We start from the raw sequence: 17,274 nt of genomic DNA on the forward strand, positions 1-17,274 counted from the left end.
CTGCAAATTATAAGATTTTTTTGAAATATGAATAACTATTCCTGTAAAAATCTTATTAATTTTTGTATAAAAACACCTTAAAATATAAATAATTTTAATTTTGTTCACAGAACTTAGTTTTTCCTTTAAATTAAAATAGAAAGCTTCAAAAATGACATAAATTGGGCAAAAAATTTCTTTTTTATAAAATTTGTTCGATTTTTGTTGAATTAGTAGAAGTTATTTGCTATGAATTTCCTTGGATAGGTGGCCGAGCGGTTTAAGGCACTAGTCTTGAAAACTGGCGTGCGGGCAACCGTACCGTGGGTTCGAATCCCACCCTATCCGCCAACTTAGTTTAGGTTATTAGGCTCTTTTATTTTCTTTAGATAATGCGTATATTTATCTAATAAAACCCTAATCATTTTTTGATAAGGAACATGTGCGGTAGCCGCCTGATCTTTAAAAGCTTCTATACTTTCCTTGCTTAAAAATAGTTATTTTTACTGAATCATTCTTTAATAATAACTCTTTAGGGTGCAAAAAAATCTCCTATTATTTTTACTTCTTCTATTTCCTATTAATGTATTTTATTTTCTTGCTCATAAATCCTCGTGTATTTACGCCAATATCCTTTTTGAAGAGTTTGGAGTTAATCACAATTATAGTTATAAATGATATATAGGTTTAATATCATTCCTGCGCGGGCAAGAATCCTTACAAAAAACGCTGTCATTGCGAGCGAAGCGAAGCAAGCTAGCTATTTTTTCCTAGATTGTCACGTCGGCATAAATACCTCCTCGCAATGAAGGTTTTTTTTAATTGCTAGATTCTTCTTTTTCGTCTTCCTTGACTAATTTAGTAACGGCAGAAAGAGCTTTTTTTAGTACGTTCATTGCTTCGTCTACTTCTTCCAAAGCTTCTAGTGCTTCGGACTTACGATATAATACTGCAATATCGTCAGGATTAATCTTTAATTTTTCATCGCAATATTCTAATACTTCATTCATTCTGCTTAAATCATTTGTCTCTATTATTGTATCATAATAACTTGTATCGACTTTACCTTTGCTGGTCATGTTTAACTCACTATATAATATTATTAATAAATTTTTAAGTTATTTTGCAATAATGGAGTTTAAACATCATTAACAAAGTGCATGCTAGCAAAATAATAAAAATAAGCAAGAAAATTTAGTTGTTATTGAAGATAAAAATATAATTATTAGTAGTACAGCGTCATTTATAAAGCTTGATACAAGGGCATTTTTCTGGATTCGCTGTGCTTACATATTATTAACGGCTAGTGCAAGGTTCACTATTAAATTCACCTTGTCTAAATCTTTCTAAATTTAGCTGTATATGTTACTCTTAATAAAAATATTATATATTGTTGCCAAATTATAGGGGGGTGAATATATTAGGTATGTTTGAAGGCTAGCATCATAATTACGGCGCATTAATTTAGTAATCTTATAAAATAATTTTAATATGTTTAAAACCCTAACACAAAATTTAACAAAAATTTTTGACCGTATTAGAAGTTCCGGTACTTTATCGGAAGTTCAAATAGACGAAGCTATGAGAGATATAAGAGTTGCTCTTCTTGAATCGGATGTAGCATTGCCGGTAGTAAAAGATTTTATAGCGGAAGTAAAACGAAAAGCTTTAGGGCACGAAGTTATAAAATCTGTCTCACCCGGGCAGATGATAGTTAAAATCATTCATGAAGAAATGATAAATCTTCTCTCATCTGACTTAAATGAAGCAAAATTACAGTTAAATTCAAAACCGCCAGTAAATATCTTAGCCGTGGGCTTACAAGGTAGCGGTAAAACTACGGCAAGTAGCAAACTCGCCTTACGTCTTAAAAACCAGAATAAAAAAGTTTTGCTAGTATCGCTTGATGTTTATCGCCCTGCGGCGCAAGAACAATTAGCCATACTTGCAAAATCGATAGAAGTTGATTCGCTCCCTATTATACCGAACGAGAAGCCTCTTACTATTGCGAAAAGAGCGCTTGTCGAAGCAAAAATCTCTGCTTATGACGTTGTGATATATGATACGGCTGGTAGGTTACAGATCGATAACGAGATGATGGAAGAGGCATTAGCTATAAAAAGCTTAGTTGAGCCTACAGAAACGTTATTAGTAATTGATAGTATGACTGGACAAGACGCGGTAGTAACTGCTAATAGCTTTAATCAAAAATTAGAAATTTCAGGATTAATTTTATCACGTATTGATGGTGATTCTAAAGGGGGGGCCGCCTTAAGCGTTAAATATATTACCAAAAAACCGATAAAATTTCTGAGTAGCGGTGAGAAACTAACCGATCTAGAAGAATTTGATGCTGAACGTATAGCTTCAAGAATATTAGACATGGGAGATATACTTTCTTTTGTTGAAAAGGCAGCGGGTATAGTAGATAGAGAAGAAGCAGAAAAAACAGCCGCCAAGATAAAAAAAGGTAAGTTTGATTTAAATGATTATCTTCAACAAATGAAAAGTATAAAAAAACTCGGTGGTTTTGGTAGTATAGTTAGTATGCTGCCCGGAGCCGGTAAAATTATGGATCAAATTGATCAATCTAAATTAAGCGGTAAACTAATTGAGCATCAGGAAGCTATTATTTTATCGATGACGCCTAAAGAAAGAAAAAATCCTGATATACTCAATGCTTCACGGCGAAAGCGTATTGCCCAAGGCGCCGGAACAAGCGTACAGAAAGTAAATATATTGCTGAAACAATTTAAACAAATAAGCGATATGATGAAAAAAGCAAGTAATATGAATCCAAAAAGCTTAATGCGCCATGGGATAGGTAAGTTATTTTCTTAAGTTTATCGATACTCACACAACTCTCTTTTTTTAATTAAATGAATTCAATCATTTTGATATCTCCATGAATTTTTCGGAAACGGCGAATGGTGGGGGATAGTATACGATTTGCTAACCACCGCTATAAAAAGTCAGTGTATAAATGATGCTTTTATTATGCTACAGATTTATAACAGTATAAAAAATTTAAGGGGCGTGGAAATTACCCCTTTCTTTAGGTTCTGTGAACAAAATTTAAGTTATTTATATTTTAAGATATAATTTGCAGCAAAAAAGAACTAAAATAGATTAATTTAAATTTTGTTCACAGAACCTAAGTAAGAAAATCAGGATGATCTTGAGTTAATGTACCTATTAAATTCGGATCAATATTTTCTATATTTGAAATATGAGGCACAAAGTTAGGATAATTTTTTACCATCTCAAAAATTTTTTTATTTCTAATTGTCGGAAGATCATCTTCGTAAATTTTTCCTTTATATTCATTTAATAAAAAGTTTGCCCCAGCAATATTCCCGGTTTTACTCAAATGACCAATTACTCCTCCAATCTTATAACTTGCCAAAATATCTGGTAGATACGATAATAGTAATTTTATTAGTTCCGGCTGATCTATTGTCTTTATAAGTTGAGAATCATAAATATCATGTTTATATTTATTTAATAATAGTTCTAAGTTTTTGCTATTACCGGACTCAATAGCTTTATTTATATGGACTTCCTCAACTGATGCCGGTGAAGAAGATAATAATTTTTCTAGTTTTTGATTATCTTGTTCTTCTATGACTTTAGAAATTTCGTTACGAATTAACTTTTTATCTTGATTATCTTTCCAATTTTTCCACTCTTCCCAACCTTGTACGTACATTTCTCGATGTTTAATTAAAAAAGCTAAATTTTCTGAAGAAATATACTTAAATTCTAATCCTTCTTTTATATTATGTATTAATCTTATATATGGTTCTGGATAGCCCGACTGAATAAGTAATTGTTCTACTTTTTCTTTATTAGAATGTAGAAAATCTAAAATAAATTTTCTTTGCTTAAAGCCAGTTTTGAATTCAGCAAATTCTGAAGCGTTTGCGAAATTATCACCGTTTTCATAATTTTCTTCTAATATTTGTTTAAGTTCTGAATTAACGCTATTAAATAATTCAAATAAGAATGCCTCAATCAGATCCACAGGATGCATAGTAGCATCTATTTTTATCAGATTTTTGTCTTCAAAGTAAGCCGCGCCAGTAGGAACATCTCTATCCTTATTGTGCGTAAACTCTATAGTAGTAAGCCCTTCTGTGATTGCTTGGTCTAAAAGAGAAATAAAAGGAGAATAGTTATTAAATAATTCTTCCATTAATGACCAAGTATATTCCACTATTGATTTTTTTCCTTCACTAAGGTTATCCCTGAAAAAAACAGCCAAGTCTTTTATTCTTTTCATAATTTCTTCCCATTTTATTTAATTAAAAAATAAATTAAAACTTTATGTTGTATATATGTCTTTATGAAAAAATTATTATAAAAGAAATTTCTTAAAATGTCAATCAAATATTAATTTCTTAATAATATATTAATTTGATTAGGGAATGTGATACAGTAAAAAGCATTATGATATTGATTGAATTTAAAAATGAGCTTGAAGAGCGTATAATTAATACGTGAATATAAGCGAATCTTACAGAATTTGGTATCAAGGTCTTAATGATTGAAGCTGTAATAAAAAAGGAGTACGAAAATATATAATAGCGATTGGAGTTAGGAGAAAGAGTAAGAATTAAAAAATAGTCATGTATTAACAATAAATACGATAATTCAAGCGTGCTTTATAGGTTTAAGAGATTTAAATATATTCTGATTTAACAAAACCAGTTACAAGCTTCTAAAAAAAATATAATTTAAGGATGAAGAATGGTAGGCGGTAGTGGACTCGAACCACCGACCTTTACGATGTCAACGTAATGCTCTAACCAACTGAGCTAACCGCCCTTATAATTTTAAACTCTATATTTATTGTATTATAGACTAGATTTCAAGCTTTATTTGCGCTATTTATAATATTATTATTCCCTAAGCTATATAATATTCCAAAAATGACTTTAAAATCTAAAGCTTTTGATGTTACTCAAAATTTTGTAATTGCTCTTGATGGTCCTGCTGCTTCTGGTAAGGGTACGATCGGTCAAATGCTTGCTGAAAAATTTACCCTTATATATTTTCAATCAAGTCTTGTTTATAGAAATCTCGCTTTTAATTGTATTAAGCAAAGAATAGATATTGAGGATATTAAGACCATTATTTCTTTATCAAAATCTTTGGAAATCAACGAGAATATTGATTTAGAAGATGAATATATAGGAAATATTGCCTCACAAATCGCAGCAATAGCAGAAGTTAGGAATAACTTAAATAAATATTTAATAAATTTGATTAGCTCTACTCCTAGAATTATTATGGAGGGTAGGGATATTGGTACCGTTATTGCCCCAAAGGCCGATTTAAAAATTTTTATTACTGCAAGTGCTGAACTTCGGGCTCAAAGACGATATAATCAGTTGCAAAAAAAGGGAAAAGCTTGTATACTTACAGAAATTTTACACCAAATAAAACTACGCGATAAAAGAGATGAAGAACGCAAAACCGGACCGTTATTGCCGGCAATTGATGCTTTAGTAATCGATACTTCCGGTCTTACGCCCGGGGAAATTACAGAAAGAATAACAAAATTTATTTTTTCTGGCTTGGAATCATTACAAAAATCGTCATTGCGAGGAGATTCGTAGAATCGACGTGACAATCTAAACAACAAATAACTACGTGCACAGAGCCTAGATTGCTTCACTTTGCTTGCAATGACGAAGTTATTATTATAGTCTAGATTGCCGCGTCGCCTAGCGGCTCCTCGCAATGACGCTTAGGGTATCTACGCAATAACATCGGTGAGCCATAACATGTGGAGTGTCTACATGATGGATTTTTTAAGTAAAATAACTTGAAGTTTTAAAATTAATTATTTAAAGCTTTAGAGTGCTAAGTTATTTTACTTAATTTTATTAACTTATAAAAATTTTTATTAGTTTAGCACTGACTAATATTAATCGAGAAGAATATGTCGAAATTTAAGAAAAGATTTGTTCCCCAACTTGCAGAAATTAGCAATGATTTTAATAATGATTTTGCCGAGATGCTTGAAGAAATTTCTACAAGCATTAGTGAAGGCGGTGTAGTTAAGGCTCAAGTAATAGCTATTAAAGATGAAGTTATTATTGTTGATGCCGGAGGAAAATCTGAGGGTAGAATTCCAAAAAGTGAATTTGCAAACGCAATACCTGAAGTCGGTGATGTGGTAGATGTCTATATTGAGAAAATTGAAGGTCGGGGTGGTAAAACTATCCTGAGTCGTGAAAAAGCTCTTAGAGAAGAGTTATGGGGCCAATTAGAAATTGCGTGTAGTAAAGGAGACTTTGTTGACGGTGTAATTTTCGGCCGTGTTAAAGGCGGGTTTACTGTAGATTTATCAGGGGTAATTGCGTTCTTGCCAGGCAGTCAAGTAGATGTCAGGCCCGTTAAAGATATTTCTGCGTTGATGGATATAAGACAACCTTTCCAAATTTTAAAAATGGATAAGAAACTTGGTAATATAGTAGTTTCAAGAAGAGCTATCTTAGAAGAATCAAGATCGGAAGCCAGAGATGAGATGCTATCTAAAATCAAAGAAGGAATGGTATTAGAAGGAGCTGTAAAAAATATAACCGATTATGGTGCATTTATTGATTTAGGGAGTGTTGATGGTTTATTACATCTAACGGATATCTCCTGGAGTAGAGTTAACCATCCTTCAGAAGTTCTAACACTCGGTCAAAAAGTTAAAGTGATGGTCATTAAATTTAATGAAGATACCAAAAGAATATCTTTAGGTATGAAGCAACTTGATGATGATCCGTGGCAAAATATTAAGAAAGAATTTCCAATCGGTAAAAAAATGATTGGCAAAGTAACAAATATTGCCGATTACGGTGTATTTGTCGAACTAAAATATGGAGTTGAGGGACTCGTTCACTCAAGTGAAATTAGCTGGTTAAAATCTAATCAATATCCTAAGAAAATGCTTACTATCGGTCAAGAAATAGAATTTGTAGTTTTAGAAGTTGACACAGATAAGCATAGAGTCTCTTTAAGTATTAAACAATGTCAGGATAATCCTTTAATAAAATTTGCCGAAACGAATCCAATAGGAACTGTGCTTAAGGCGCCTGTTAGAAACGTTACTGATTTCGGCATATTTGTGGCTCTTGGTGATAATCTTGATGGGATGATCCATGAGGGAGATATAAGCTGGGAAGGTAACGGTGTTGAATTACTAAAGTCATTCAAAAAAAATGATGAGATAGAATGTAAAGTTTTATCAGTTGATATAGAAAAAGAACGTATTAGCCTTGGTATAAAACAACTTGGTGAAAATTCTATAGATGATTCTTCTGAAGGTTATAAAAAGAACATGGTAGTAAAAGCTGTTATAAAAGCAATTAAAGATGATGGGCTGGAAGTAATGATAGATAATGAAGCTCACGGTTTTATTAAAAAGTCAGAATTATCAGAGGAAAAAACTGAGCAAAAACCTGATATGTTTTCTTTAGAAGAAGAAATAGAAGCAAAAATTATCTCTATTGATAAATCAAATAAACTTTTATTATCAATAAAAGCACTTAAAATAGCAGAGCGCCAGAAAGCAGTTAAAGAACATGGTTCTAGTGATAATACTATGAATATCGGTGATATAATTGCTGGGGCTTTGGATAAGTAGTAAGAGGCGGTGTTGTTGTAAGGTGTCATGTGCTGTGGAGGCAGCATTTGCTGCCTGGGTCGGAAAACGCACGTGCTGTCATTCCCGCGCAGGCGGGAATCCAGAAAAACATAGTCATCCTGAATTTATTTCAGGATCTACTAAAAAAGATGCTGAAACGAGTTCAGCATGAAATAAGTAAGTCTGGATTCCTGCTTTTGCAGGAATGACATAAAACGAGCTATGCAACAACGCGCCGTTTTCACGGAAATAACATCAAAAGTGCTTTTCTACCTACTCGGGCAACGCCTTGTAAAAATAACCTCAAATGCAAAGTTTTAAATATCAGGAGAAAAATTAAATGTCGTATGTACCGATAGTGATTGAGCAAACCTCAAGAGGCGAGAGAGCTTATGATATATATTCAAGGCTATTGAAAGAGCGCATAATTTTTGTGTGCGGTCCTGTTGAGGATTATATGGCGAATGTCATAGTAGCGCAGTTGCTTTTTCTTGAGGCGGAAGATCCAAAAAAAGATATATATATGTATATAAATTCGCCCGGCGGTGTGGTTACGGCCGGCCTTGCTATTTATGATACTATGCAATATATAAAACCTAAAATTGCCACTTTTTGTATAGGGCAAGCTTGTTCTATGGGATCTCTATTATTATGTGCAGGCGAAAAAGAAATGCGTTATTCATTACCACATAGTCGTATAATGATTCATCAGCCTTCAGGAGGTTATCAAGGACAGGCGACCGATATACAAATTCATGCTCAAGAAACTTTGAAAATTAAAAGGTTGCTTAACGAGATATATAGTAAACACACCGGTCATGATATAAAACATATCGAAAAAAATATGGAACGTGATAATTTCATGTCACCGGAAGAAGCAAAAAAATTCGGTTTGGTAGATAAAATTATTTCCACGATGGATATTAAGTTGATAAAAAATAAAGATTGATTTATATTAATATTAGTGTATTTATAAAGATATAATTAATATTTATAGAGAGAGAGTATATGCCAAAAAAAGGTGGGCTTTTTCGAAACCCTAAAAAAGCAACAGGAGCTTTTTTTCATGATCCTAAAAAGGCTGTTGGTAATGATTTAAGTAAAATCTTTGGAGGGAATAACCAAGCTCAGGCGAATGCAGCAGCTCAAGCATTAGCAGCAGAACAGGCTCAAGCTCAAGCACTAGCAGCAGAACAGGCTCAAGCTCAGGCATTAGCAGCAGAACAGGCTCAAGCTCAGGCAGATGCAGCAGCTCAAGCATTAGCAGCAGAACAGGCTCAAGCTCAGGCAGATGCAGCAGCTCAAGCATTAGCAGCAGAACAGGCTCAAGCTCAGGCATTAGCAGCAGAACAGGCTCAAGCTCAGGCAGATGCAGCAGCTCAAGCTCAGACGGAAACTTTAGAAACAACAGCAGAGCCTATAAAAGAGGTGAATAAAGAAACTTTAATTTCTCAAGTTAGTTCATCTAATAATAATGCGTCTGTAAAGTCAGGGGAGTTAACTTCAAAAGACCAAGCTTGCGCAAAATTAATAATACAACGTTTGGAAAAAAAGGAAGACCCCGCGTCTATTTTTGATAAAGTAGAGAATAAAGAAGCAGTATTAAAGTTTCTTTTAGAAAATTCTGCTAAAATAAAAGATTATATAAATGAAGTAAAGGAATTAACTGAAGCAGGAATGAGTAAGGAAGATGCTTTAAGTGTTATCCCGCAGGAATTTAAAGAGTTAGTAAGTCAGTTCATAGAAAACGCATCTTCTCAAACATCTTATCAGAATGATAATACTGACATTAATGTAGGTATAAGGCATTATGATACTCAAGCAGAGGTGCCGGATGCTCTTAAATGTAGCGGTGAGAGTGGTGATACTAGCGGGGACCACATACAGGGTTAACAGTTTTCTAGGGTTTTCCTTTAGAAAAGTATTGTTTGTGGTTTGAAATCGTTACAAAAAACACCGTTATTGTGAGCGATCAAAGAGAGCGCAGCAACCTAGAACACCTTATGCGTCATTGCGAGGAGACATTGTTGTGTGGATACCAAAATCGTCATTGCATAACGCAATTTTTTATTGTCATTGCGAGAAGGCACAAAGTGCCGACGTGGCAATCCAAAGACAATAGATAGATTGCTTCGCTTTGCTCGCAATGACGGCGAGAGTCTTAAATTGCCGTGCTTCTTTTAGTCGCTTAGCTCAGGCGGTGTTTTGTATTTTTTTCCAAACAACTCCCAAGCTGAAAACTAAAAGGCTTACCATGGTACCGATAAAAACACCTTTAAAATAAAAATACTGCAAAGAAAAATGTTCCCACAATAAGAATGCAACTGCGCCGCTAATAGATGATAAAACCATCATTCTTGTCGATATAACAATACCGAATAAAGCCATTATTAACGGTATCAATATTACAGGGCCCCAAAAACCGGTAATGAATACTACCAGATCAATAACATTATTAAATTTTAAAGCTATAATTATAGCAAAACTACCGATTACAAAATTAGTAATTCTAGCAATAAGCAACAATTTTTGTTGGTTTTGAACCTTAAAAATAGGATTTAATATATCTTTTACTAAAGCTATAGAAGTAACGTTTAAATCGGAGTCTGCTGTAGACATAACGGCTGCAAGCAAACCTGTTATTACTATACCTTGCACAACGGAGGGTATTAATTGATTAATTAAATAAGGTAATACTAGATTTGCAGGCTGCAGTGGGTAAAGATTATAAGCAATTAAACCGTTTAAAGTGACGCATATTAAAAAAATTATGTAAATAACAGATTTTGCATATATTGCTTTAGTCGTTTGAGCAGGGTTTTTATTAATCAGGGCACGCTGAATAAAATTAGGATAAAGATTCATCACGCAAAAACTTAAAGCAGCGGCAATTGTTAAAGGAAGTAGGTTAGTTTTATCAAAATTTGTTTGTATACTAGATAATTGACTAAAGAAACTTACAGTACCTATTTTATTTAAGCCTACAAAGGTTATAATCGGTATAGCAATTATCATAGCAAAAAACTGTAATAAATTAGTAAATACAATTGATTGTAGCCCGCCGACAGTAGTATAGATAAGGACAATGCCATAGCTTAAAATTACGCCTTCAATATAATTTATCTCTAAAATATACTGAAAAATATAACCGCTGACACTAATTTGTGCGGCTAAAAATCCCATGGATACTATAATGGAGCTAATTCCGCTAATAAAACGACCAACGCTTCCATAATATTTACTCATTATATCTCCGACGCTCTCGGCTCCATAATGCGCAGCAATACGCGGTACTACGTAAATAGCGATTAATATATCTATAGGTAGCGTAAGCATTAGAGCGTAACCGTAATAGACATAACCGGAAAATGCTTTTTCCGTAATACCGAAAGTAGTAGCGCCGCCGACAGAGCTAGCAAATATTGTGGCTATTAAAAGCAATCTACTATTTTTAGCATTCCCTCCGACGTTAGCATAATTTTTAAAACTACTATGTTTAGCTCGATAATATATACCGATCAGTAAAATCGATATCAGATAGATGAAGACTATAATATTGTCAATTGAAATGCTAAACATCGGTTAAGTTTTTAAATTCTACATCAAATTTAAGTATAAGCTATTAGGTTCTATGAACAAGATTTAAATTAATATATTTCCGCTCTTTTTGTATTTCTTCCAATTATAAGATTTTTTTTTGAAATATTATTACTGGTTAATAAAATATGGCTTTATTACATCTATCTTAAAAAATATTAAGTAATTAATTAATATTTTTTAACTAACTAGTGTTTTTTATAATTAACTCTTTAGCCTTACTTATATAGATTTTTATTCTATAAAATTAATAAAAAAAATTTTTAAAGGAGGACTCATATGCCGAATGAAAAAAATAATAAAGTAACATTAACTACTTTTTGGGAAGAGACTAATAATTCATATTGGCGTTCTTGTAAATTTGTATTAAAAAATTTAGGAAATACTATTTTAATAAATCCAAGAATAGAATTTACAATATCCCCTGAAGCAATATATCAAAAAAATACTGGTTTTGATTTTACTCGAAATGGAAATATGATTGTAGGATATTTGGAGGATTATTTAAATATTCTTCAACCAAAAGAGAAAATAATTTTTAATATTGACGTTAGTTTTCCTGAAGGGACGCTAAAGCATTTACTTCCCACAAATTTTAAGGTTAATTATATAGATGCAGTTGAATCTACTATTGATCCGGAACCGCCAGTAAAAGATACAGAGGCACCTAGCATACCGGAAGGAATAGAATTGATTAAAGCAGGCACAACTTCAATTGAAGTCAAATGGTCACCATCTACTGATAATGTAGGAGTAAAGGGCTATACAATTATTTATAACTATGATGGGGTAGACGTTGAACTCTTTGTAAAAGTTAATAAAAATTTTGTTACTTTAGAAAACCTTAAACCTAATACCAAATGTGCACTTCAAATTTCTGCTTTTGACGAAGCAGGGAATGAATCCGATTTTTCTTATCCTCCGTTTGAGGTAGAGACTAAAGCTGAATATCTGGTAGAAAAACAAAATTTTACTAGCGGAGTCTATTTTGATAGCGGGGTTTACCCAACATTTGATTTTCTTGAATATTCTGAATTAACTAGTTTAAAAAGTTTGACAAATGGTTTTGCTGTCGGAGTTATAGTGAAAGGTAAAGCTAAATTAGCATTTGCAAGTAAGCTAGTAATATATGATTCTATTAAAGGAAAGAGGGTTAGCGGATTAGTGAGTGATGGAGAATATCTTATTGAAGATACAAAACGTTTACAAGAGCAAGGGAAAGAAATAAATTTTTTTATTGGAGGACCAATTGGCTTACCAATAGAAGCAATTACCGACAACATATTGATAATTGTTAAGGAATATAATGATGCTATACAAGCTTACAACTTTAAATCTATAGAATTTGAAGGAGGTTTCTTAGCTAATTCAAAAGTTCTTAAGCAACATATTAAAGCGATAAAGCAAGTAGCAGAAGATAATCCGGGCTTAAAGATTACTTATACTCTTCCAGTATATATTAACGGATTAAATTACCCTGGAAAAGAATTTATTAAAATATTAAAAGAAAATGAAATTGGCCCAAAAAAAATAACACAATCTAGTTTTAATCTTATGATTGTAGCATTGAGAGAAAATAATACTATATTTGATAATTATATAGGCTCCTCTAACTCTGGTAGCAAACAAATTGCAGAAATATATGAGATAGAGGACGCAAATCCTTTTATAAAATTATGTCCAATTTTTGGAAAAAATAATAATGGAAAAATTTATAATTTAGCAACCCACATTCAATTTTTAGAATATGCCAAAGCAAAAGGGTATGCAGGTATAAATGGCTGGAGCGCTAATAAAGATATGTCTGCTGCTGCGGAAATAGGATTACCTAATCATATATATGGTGATTTTGGGCGAATCACTTCAAAGTTTGACCAATATCAAAGTAATGAATTAAAAACACCTGAAGTAAAGGCGTTAGGCGGTATTAATACTCAATATGATGCTGCATGAATTTTAATATAAATAAATAAAAATAAAATCCCAAAAGAAATTAGAATACAAATTATTCTGACTTCACCTTTCTTGACAAACTCTCTAAATATCTATAATTTCTTTTTTTATAACTATAGATTTTTTTATATGACCACTAAAGTAAAAATTCAAAAACTTGTGAATTTCACTAACTTATTGCCAAGTTATGCGACAGAACATAGCGCAGGTATGGATTTATTTGCTGCAAATATAGAGCCTGTTACCATAAAAGCAGGAGAAATATCATTAGTTCCTACCGGTATTGCTATAGCTTTGCCTACATCGTATGAAGCTCAAATAAGACCTCGCTCAGGGCTTGCTGCTAAATACGGTATTACGGTTGCTAACTCCCCCGGTACTATTGACGCCGATTATCGAGGAGAGATAAAAGTTATTTTGATTAATTTAAGTAAGCAAGATTTTGTTATTGAAAGAGGAATGAGAATTGCTCAAATGGTAATTGCTAAATATGAACAAATATCATGGGAAGAAAGCGATTTTTTAGAAGAAACCACAAGAGGAGCAGGGGGGTTCGGTTCCACTGGTCATTAAGAGCGGCATTATTACATGGTTCGTGTCATGACATGCCTTGACCAGCGTTGTTGCATGGCTCGGAAATTATACCAAATTCTCCGATGTCATTCTAGCTAAAAGCGGGAATCTAGAAAAATTATAGTCATCCTGAATTTATTTCAGGATCTACTAAAAAGATGCTGAAACAAGTTCAGCATGACAAAAAAGACTGGATTCCCGCTTTTAGCTAGAATGACATCGAGCGCTTTTAAGAGCCATGCAACAACGCTGACTTGATCACGGTATGACACCATACTTATAATAACCATAATATAGTAAATTATAAGCCATGAATCGAAAGTATTTTAAATATATAGTTTAATAATATAATTCTTTGCCCATTGGAGTTATTTAATATTTCTCTAATATTGCTAAGATATTTTCTTTTGATTATAGCCGGATCATATTCAAAATGTATACCGCTTAGGATGGCTGTTCCCTTGCCATAAGTGCATTTTATTATTGCAGCTTCAAAATTTTCGTATCTTGCTATTATTTCTGTATTTTTAACGTTTTCAGCATCAACAAAATATCCGCCGCCATTATAAAAAGCATGACAATCTTTAATACTTAACCCGCTATTTGCCTCTATTGTAATATAAGCGGCACTTGCTCCTTTATTTGAATTATAATAATAAGGAGCTAAAACGGGTCCTTTAACTAATCCTTTATATATTGCAAGGTCTCGAACGCCTATAACTTCAATTTTAGTTGATTTAGCAAATTCTAAATAATTACCGCTATAATAGCTACCGGCGCATATTCCAAGGAAGTTACCGCCATTCATTAAATAATCTTGTATTTGTTTATCGCCTTTACCCTGTAATTTTTCTACATAACATAAATCACGGCCACCAGGTAAAACCAATAAACGGGTATTTTTTTGCCAATTTCCTTCTATAATCTCTTGTGCGGTAATATATTCTATCGAATAATTTTTAGAAGCAAGAAGCTTTAGAGTATATAAGCAATGCTTAATACTTTCCTTTGAAACGCCTAAATCGTTGTAAATTCTTATTTTCATATTATAATTATTTATTGACAGCTATATTATATAATTCTATTTAGTAAGTTTGTTAAATAAATTATAAGGTAATTTTATGCAACTTAATTCAATTTCTGCTCCGCTTACTAAAAAAAGAGTTATCGAAATATTTTTAGGTGTAGCTTTACTTGCTATTTGCTCACAAATAATAATACCAATAAAGCCGATATTTATTTCCTTGCAGACAGTGGCAGTTATGTTTATCGGTCTTACATATAATAGAATTAGCGGAGCTTTAGCAATACTATCTTTTATAACTCTTGGAGCTATAGGCATGCCTATATTTGGCGAGTTTTCCAATGGCTTACGAATATTAGTAGGTCCTACTGGTGGATATCTAGCTGGCTTTTTGATTGCTGTTTATACAATGGCAAGTTTAAAAGATAAAATTTTTATTCATAATAGGCTATTAAACCAGCTTTCTTTATGTTTAATCGGTAATATTATAATAATGAGCCTTGGTTGGTTATGGCTTTCTACGCTTATCGGAGCTAGTGCTGCATTATACGGCGGTGTATTACCTTTCATTATACCGGGTATAATTAAATCATTGTTATTAATAGGGCTTATCAATATAGTAAAACCAGGAGCAAATAAGCATATTAAATAAACATGAAAATGCCACATTTTCCGGTTCCAACCTGGAAAAATAACAATAAATATAATTTCGAAAATATTACTATTTTACTCAAAGCTTTAGGTAATCCTCACTTAAAGCTTCCTCCTATTATTCATATAGCTGGTACTAATGGTAAAGGTTCAAGCGCTGCCATGCTTAAAAGCATTTTTACGGCAGCTGGTTATAAAACACATGTTTATACATCGCCGCATTTGCTGGAATTTAATGAAAGAATTGTAATAGCCGGTGAGAAAATTTCTGATAAAGAGCTGTGGGATGTTTGTGAGCAAGTTAGAATAGCAAGTATAAAAACCGGCATTGAGCCGGCTTTTTTTGAAGGTACTACAGTAGCTGCTTTTTTAGCATTTGCAAATAATAAAGCCGATATACTTATTTTAGAAACGGGACTTGGAGGCCGTTTGGATGCTACTAATATAATTACAAATCCCTTAATTACATTAATTACGCCAATTTCGTATGATCATATGGACCGGCTAGGCGAAACATTGTCTTTAATTGCCAAAGAAAAAGCCGGTATTATTAAACCTAATGTACCTTGTGTTATTAGCAGCCAAGTAGAAGAAGTTTATGAAGTGTTATTTGCTAAAGCTGCAGAATTAAATTCGCCGGTTTTTTGTTATGAATATGATTTTGGAATAAAAAAGACAATCCAAGGTTTTACTTATTTATCTCAAAACTTTACTTATGAATTTCCTGCGCCATTGTTAGCGGGAGATCATCAATTAATAAATGCAGCTGCAGTTATTGCTGCAATAAGCCTAGTTAACAAACAATTTAATGTAAGTAATAAGACTATAGAAGAAGGGCTAAAAAATACTATTTGGCCTGCAAGAATTCAAAAAATCGATCAACAAAAATATTCTAAACTATTAGGATGTAATATATACTCAAATGATTTGAAGAATTGGAACGTAAAACAAGGGGTGAGCGAGCGGAGCGTAGTTAACCTACGTGAGCACGTGAATCCTCCGCAGTTTTATGGAGCCAATTCTTTAAAGCAGAAGAGTATACAGATTTGGGTAGATGGAGCGCATAATAGTAGCGGTGCGCAGGTATTGGCCGCTTGGATGCATGATAACCTTAAACCTCCGATATATTTAATTCTCGGAATGACAAAAAACAGAAATGTAGAAGAGTTTTGTTCGTACTTTAAGGGTTTGACAATTAAGGGTTATGCTGTTAAGGTATTATCCGAACCGTTAAGTTATAGCGCAGAAACAATTAGCCAAAGAGGAGAGATCAGCGGTATTAATTTTAACCCAGCTGATTCACTTGAGGAGGCAATTAAAGAAATAAGTAAATTAAGTGATAAGGCAAATATTATAATAACCGGTTCGCTTTTCTTAGCTGCCGATTTTTTTAAGTTGATTTAATTATTATTTGATATGAAAAATATTGAACTTGCAGCAAGAGTCGCCATAAAACTTAGAGAACTTGCCAAGGAAATTAATTTACAACCTGCTGATTGAGAAGAATGGAAGAAATATAAAGATATGGGGAAGAGAGGTGTTATTGCATGGCTTGACAAAAATGGCAATACCTGTCATTGCAAGGAGGCATTGGCTTTGTTGCATGGCTCGGAAATTATACCAAATTCTCCGATGTCATTCTAGCTAAAGGCGGGAATCCAGAAAAAGGTAAAATAATTTAAGCTTTTAGTTGTAAAATTTATAGTGTTTACGCCTTTTAGTTTCTAGATTCCCGCCTTTAGCTAGAATGACATCGAGCGCTTTTAAGAGCCATGCAACAACGCTGGAGACATTGTTGCGTAGATCGAGAAATAATAAAGTTCATCTTAACCATCTACCTACAGGAATTATTGTT

General features: G+C 32.9%; 14 protein-coding genes and 2 tRNA genes. 11 read left to right on the forward strand and 5 right to left on the reverse strand.

Translation table 11 applies throughout. The annotated features are described in order from the left end of the window. Positions 1-240: 240 nt before the first annotated feature. Positions 241-330, forward strand: a tRNA-Ser gene (locus OTR29_RS04695). A 467-nt stretch (positions 331-797) separates the two neighbouring features. Here the strand turns inward: OTR29_RS04695 and OTR29_RS04700 are convergent. Continuing rightward, positions 798-1,058, reverse strand: a complete 261-nt coding sequence (locus OTR29_RS04700) for a hypothetical protein (RefSeq protein WP_422229540.1) — start codon at positions 1,056-1,058, stop codon at positions 798-800. Positions 1,059-1,470: 412 nt separating this feature from the next. Between OTR29_RS04700 and ffh the strand changes: the two genes are divergently transcribed. Further along, entirely contained in the window at positions 1,471-2,820 is a 1,350-nt protein-coding gene (gene ffh / locus OTR29_RS04705; protein WP_422229541.1) for a signal recognition particle protein, read from the forward strand. Between the two features lie 313 nt (positions 2,821-3,133). Here ffh and OTR29_RS04710 read toward each other — a convergent pair whose 3' ends face one another. Both OTR29_RS04710 and OTR29_RS04715 read right to left on the reverse strand, forming a co-directional pair. Next, the gene (locus OTR29_RS04710; RefSeq protein ID WP_422229543.1) at positions 3,134-4,261 is read right to left on the reverse strand and encodes a hypothetical protein; all 1,128 of its coding nucleotides are present in this window, start codon (positions 4,259-4,261) and stop codon (positions 3,134-3,136) included. A 468-nt stretch (positions 4,262-4,729) separates the two neighbouring features. After that, a tRNA-Val gene (locus OTR29_RS04715) sits at positions 4,730-4,806 on the reverse strand. 104 nt (positions 4,807-4,910) lie between these two features. Between OTR29_RS04715 and cmk the strand changes: the two genes are divergently transcribed. From cmk to OTR29_RS04740, 5 genes are all read left to right on the forward strand, one after another. Then, positions 4,911-5,600, forward strand: coding sequence for a (d)CMP kinase (gene cmk, locus OTR29_RS04720; protein WP_422229545.1), 690 nt, complete (start codon positions 4,911-4,913; stop codon positions 5,598-5,600). Between the two features lie 326 nt (positions 5,601-5,926). After that, positions 5,927-7,621 (forward strand): 30S ribosomal protein S1, encoded by a 1,695-nt coding sequence (locus tag OTR29_RS04725; protein ID WP_422229547.1) that lies wholly within the window; start codon positions 5,927-5,929, stop codon positions 7,619-7,621. 34 nt (positions 7,622-7,655) lie between these two features. Beyond that, the gene (locus OTR29_RS04730) at positions 7,656-7,793 is read left to right on the forward strand and encodes a hypothetical protein (RefSeq protein ID WP_422229549.1); all 138 of its coding nucleotides are present in this window, start codon (positions 7,656-7,658) and stop codon (positions 7,791-7,793) included. Between the two features lie 168 nt (positions 7,794-7,961). Next, a complete protein-coding gene (clpP, locus tag OTR29_RS04735; protein ID WP_422229551.1) occupies positions 7,962-8,570 on the forward strand; it encodes an ATP-dependent Clp endopeptidase proteolytic subunit ClpP in 609 nt (202 codons plus the stop codon). 59 nt (positions 8,571-8,629) lie between these two features. After that, on the forward strand, positions 8,630-9,514 hold the full coding sequence (locus OTR29_RS04740) for a hypothetical protein (RefSeq protein ID WP_422229553.1): 885 nt from the start codon (positions 8,630-8,632) through the stop codon (positions 9,512-9,514). Between the two features lie 300 nt (positions 9,515-9,814). On the opposite strand, the gene OTR29_RS04745 is transcribed toward OTR29_RS04740, so the two are convergent. Beyond that, a complete protein-coding gene (locus OTR29_RS04745) occupies positions 9,815-11,200 on the reverse strand; it encodes a sodium:solute symporter family protein (protein ID WP_422229555.1) in 1,386 nt (461 codons plus the stop codon). Between the two features lie 297 nt (positions 11,201-11,497). Here OTR29_RS04745 and OTR29_RS04750 point away from each other — a divergent pair, with 297 nt between their 5' ends. Together OTR29_RS04750 and dut are read left to right on the forward strand one after the other, a co-directional pair. After that, positions 11,498-13,171 carry a fibronectin type III domain-containing protein gene (locus OTR29_RS04750; RefSeq protein WP_422229557.1) on the forward strand — a complete coding sequence of 558 codons (1,674 nt, stop codon included), beginning with the start codon at positions 11,498-11,500 and terminating at the stop codon, positions 13,169-13,171. A 129-nt stretch (positions 13,172-13,300) separates the two neighbouring features. After that, positions 13,301-13,744 (forward strand): dUTP diphosphatase, encoded by a 444-nt coding sequence (dut, locus tag OTR29_RS04755; protein ID WP_422229559.1) that lies wholly within the window; start codon positions 13,301-13,303, stop codon positions 13,742-13,744. A gap of 301 nt (positions 13,745-14,045) precedes the next feature. Here the strand turns inward: dut and OTR29_RS04760 are convergent, their stop codons facing one another. Continuing rightward, positions 14,046-14,789: a BPL-N domain-containing protein gene (locus OTR29_RS04760; RefSeq protein WP_422229560.1), complete on the reverse strand. Its 744-nt coding sequence runs from the start codon at positions 14,787-14,789 to the stop codon at positions 14,046-14,048. A gap of 76 nt (positions 14,790-14,865) precedes the next feature. On the opposite strand from OTR29_RS04760, the gene OTR29_RS04765 reads away from it, so the two are divergent. Beyond that, entirely contained in the window at positions 14,866-15,420 is a 555-nt protein-coding gene (locus OTR29_RS04765) for a biotin transporter BioY (protein WP_422229562.1), read from the forward strand. Between the two features lie 2 nt (positions 15,421-15,422). Continuing rightward, positions 15,423-16,823 (forward strand): bifunctional folylpolyglutamate synthase/dihydrofolate synthase, encoded by a 1,401-nt coding sequence (locus tag OTR29_RS04770; RefSeq protein WP_422229564.1) that lies wholly within the window; start codon positions 15,423-15,425, stop codon positions 16,821-16,823. Positions 16,824-17,274 lie beyond the last annotated feature (451 nt).

This window comes from Rickettsia endosymbiont of Halotydeus destructor (assembly GCF_049278075.1).
Lineage (GTDB): Bacteria > Pseudomonadota > Alphaproteobacteria > Rickettsiales > Rickettsiaceae > Rickettsia.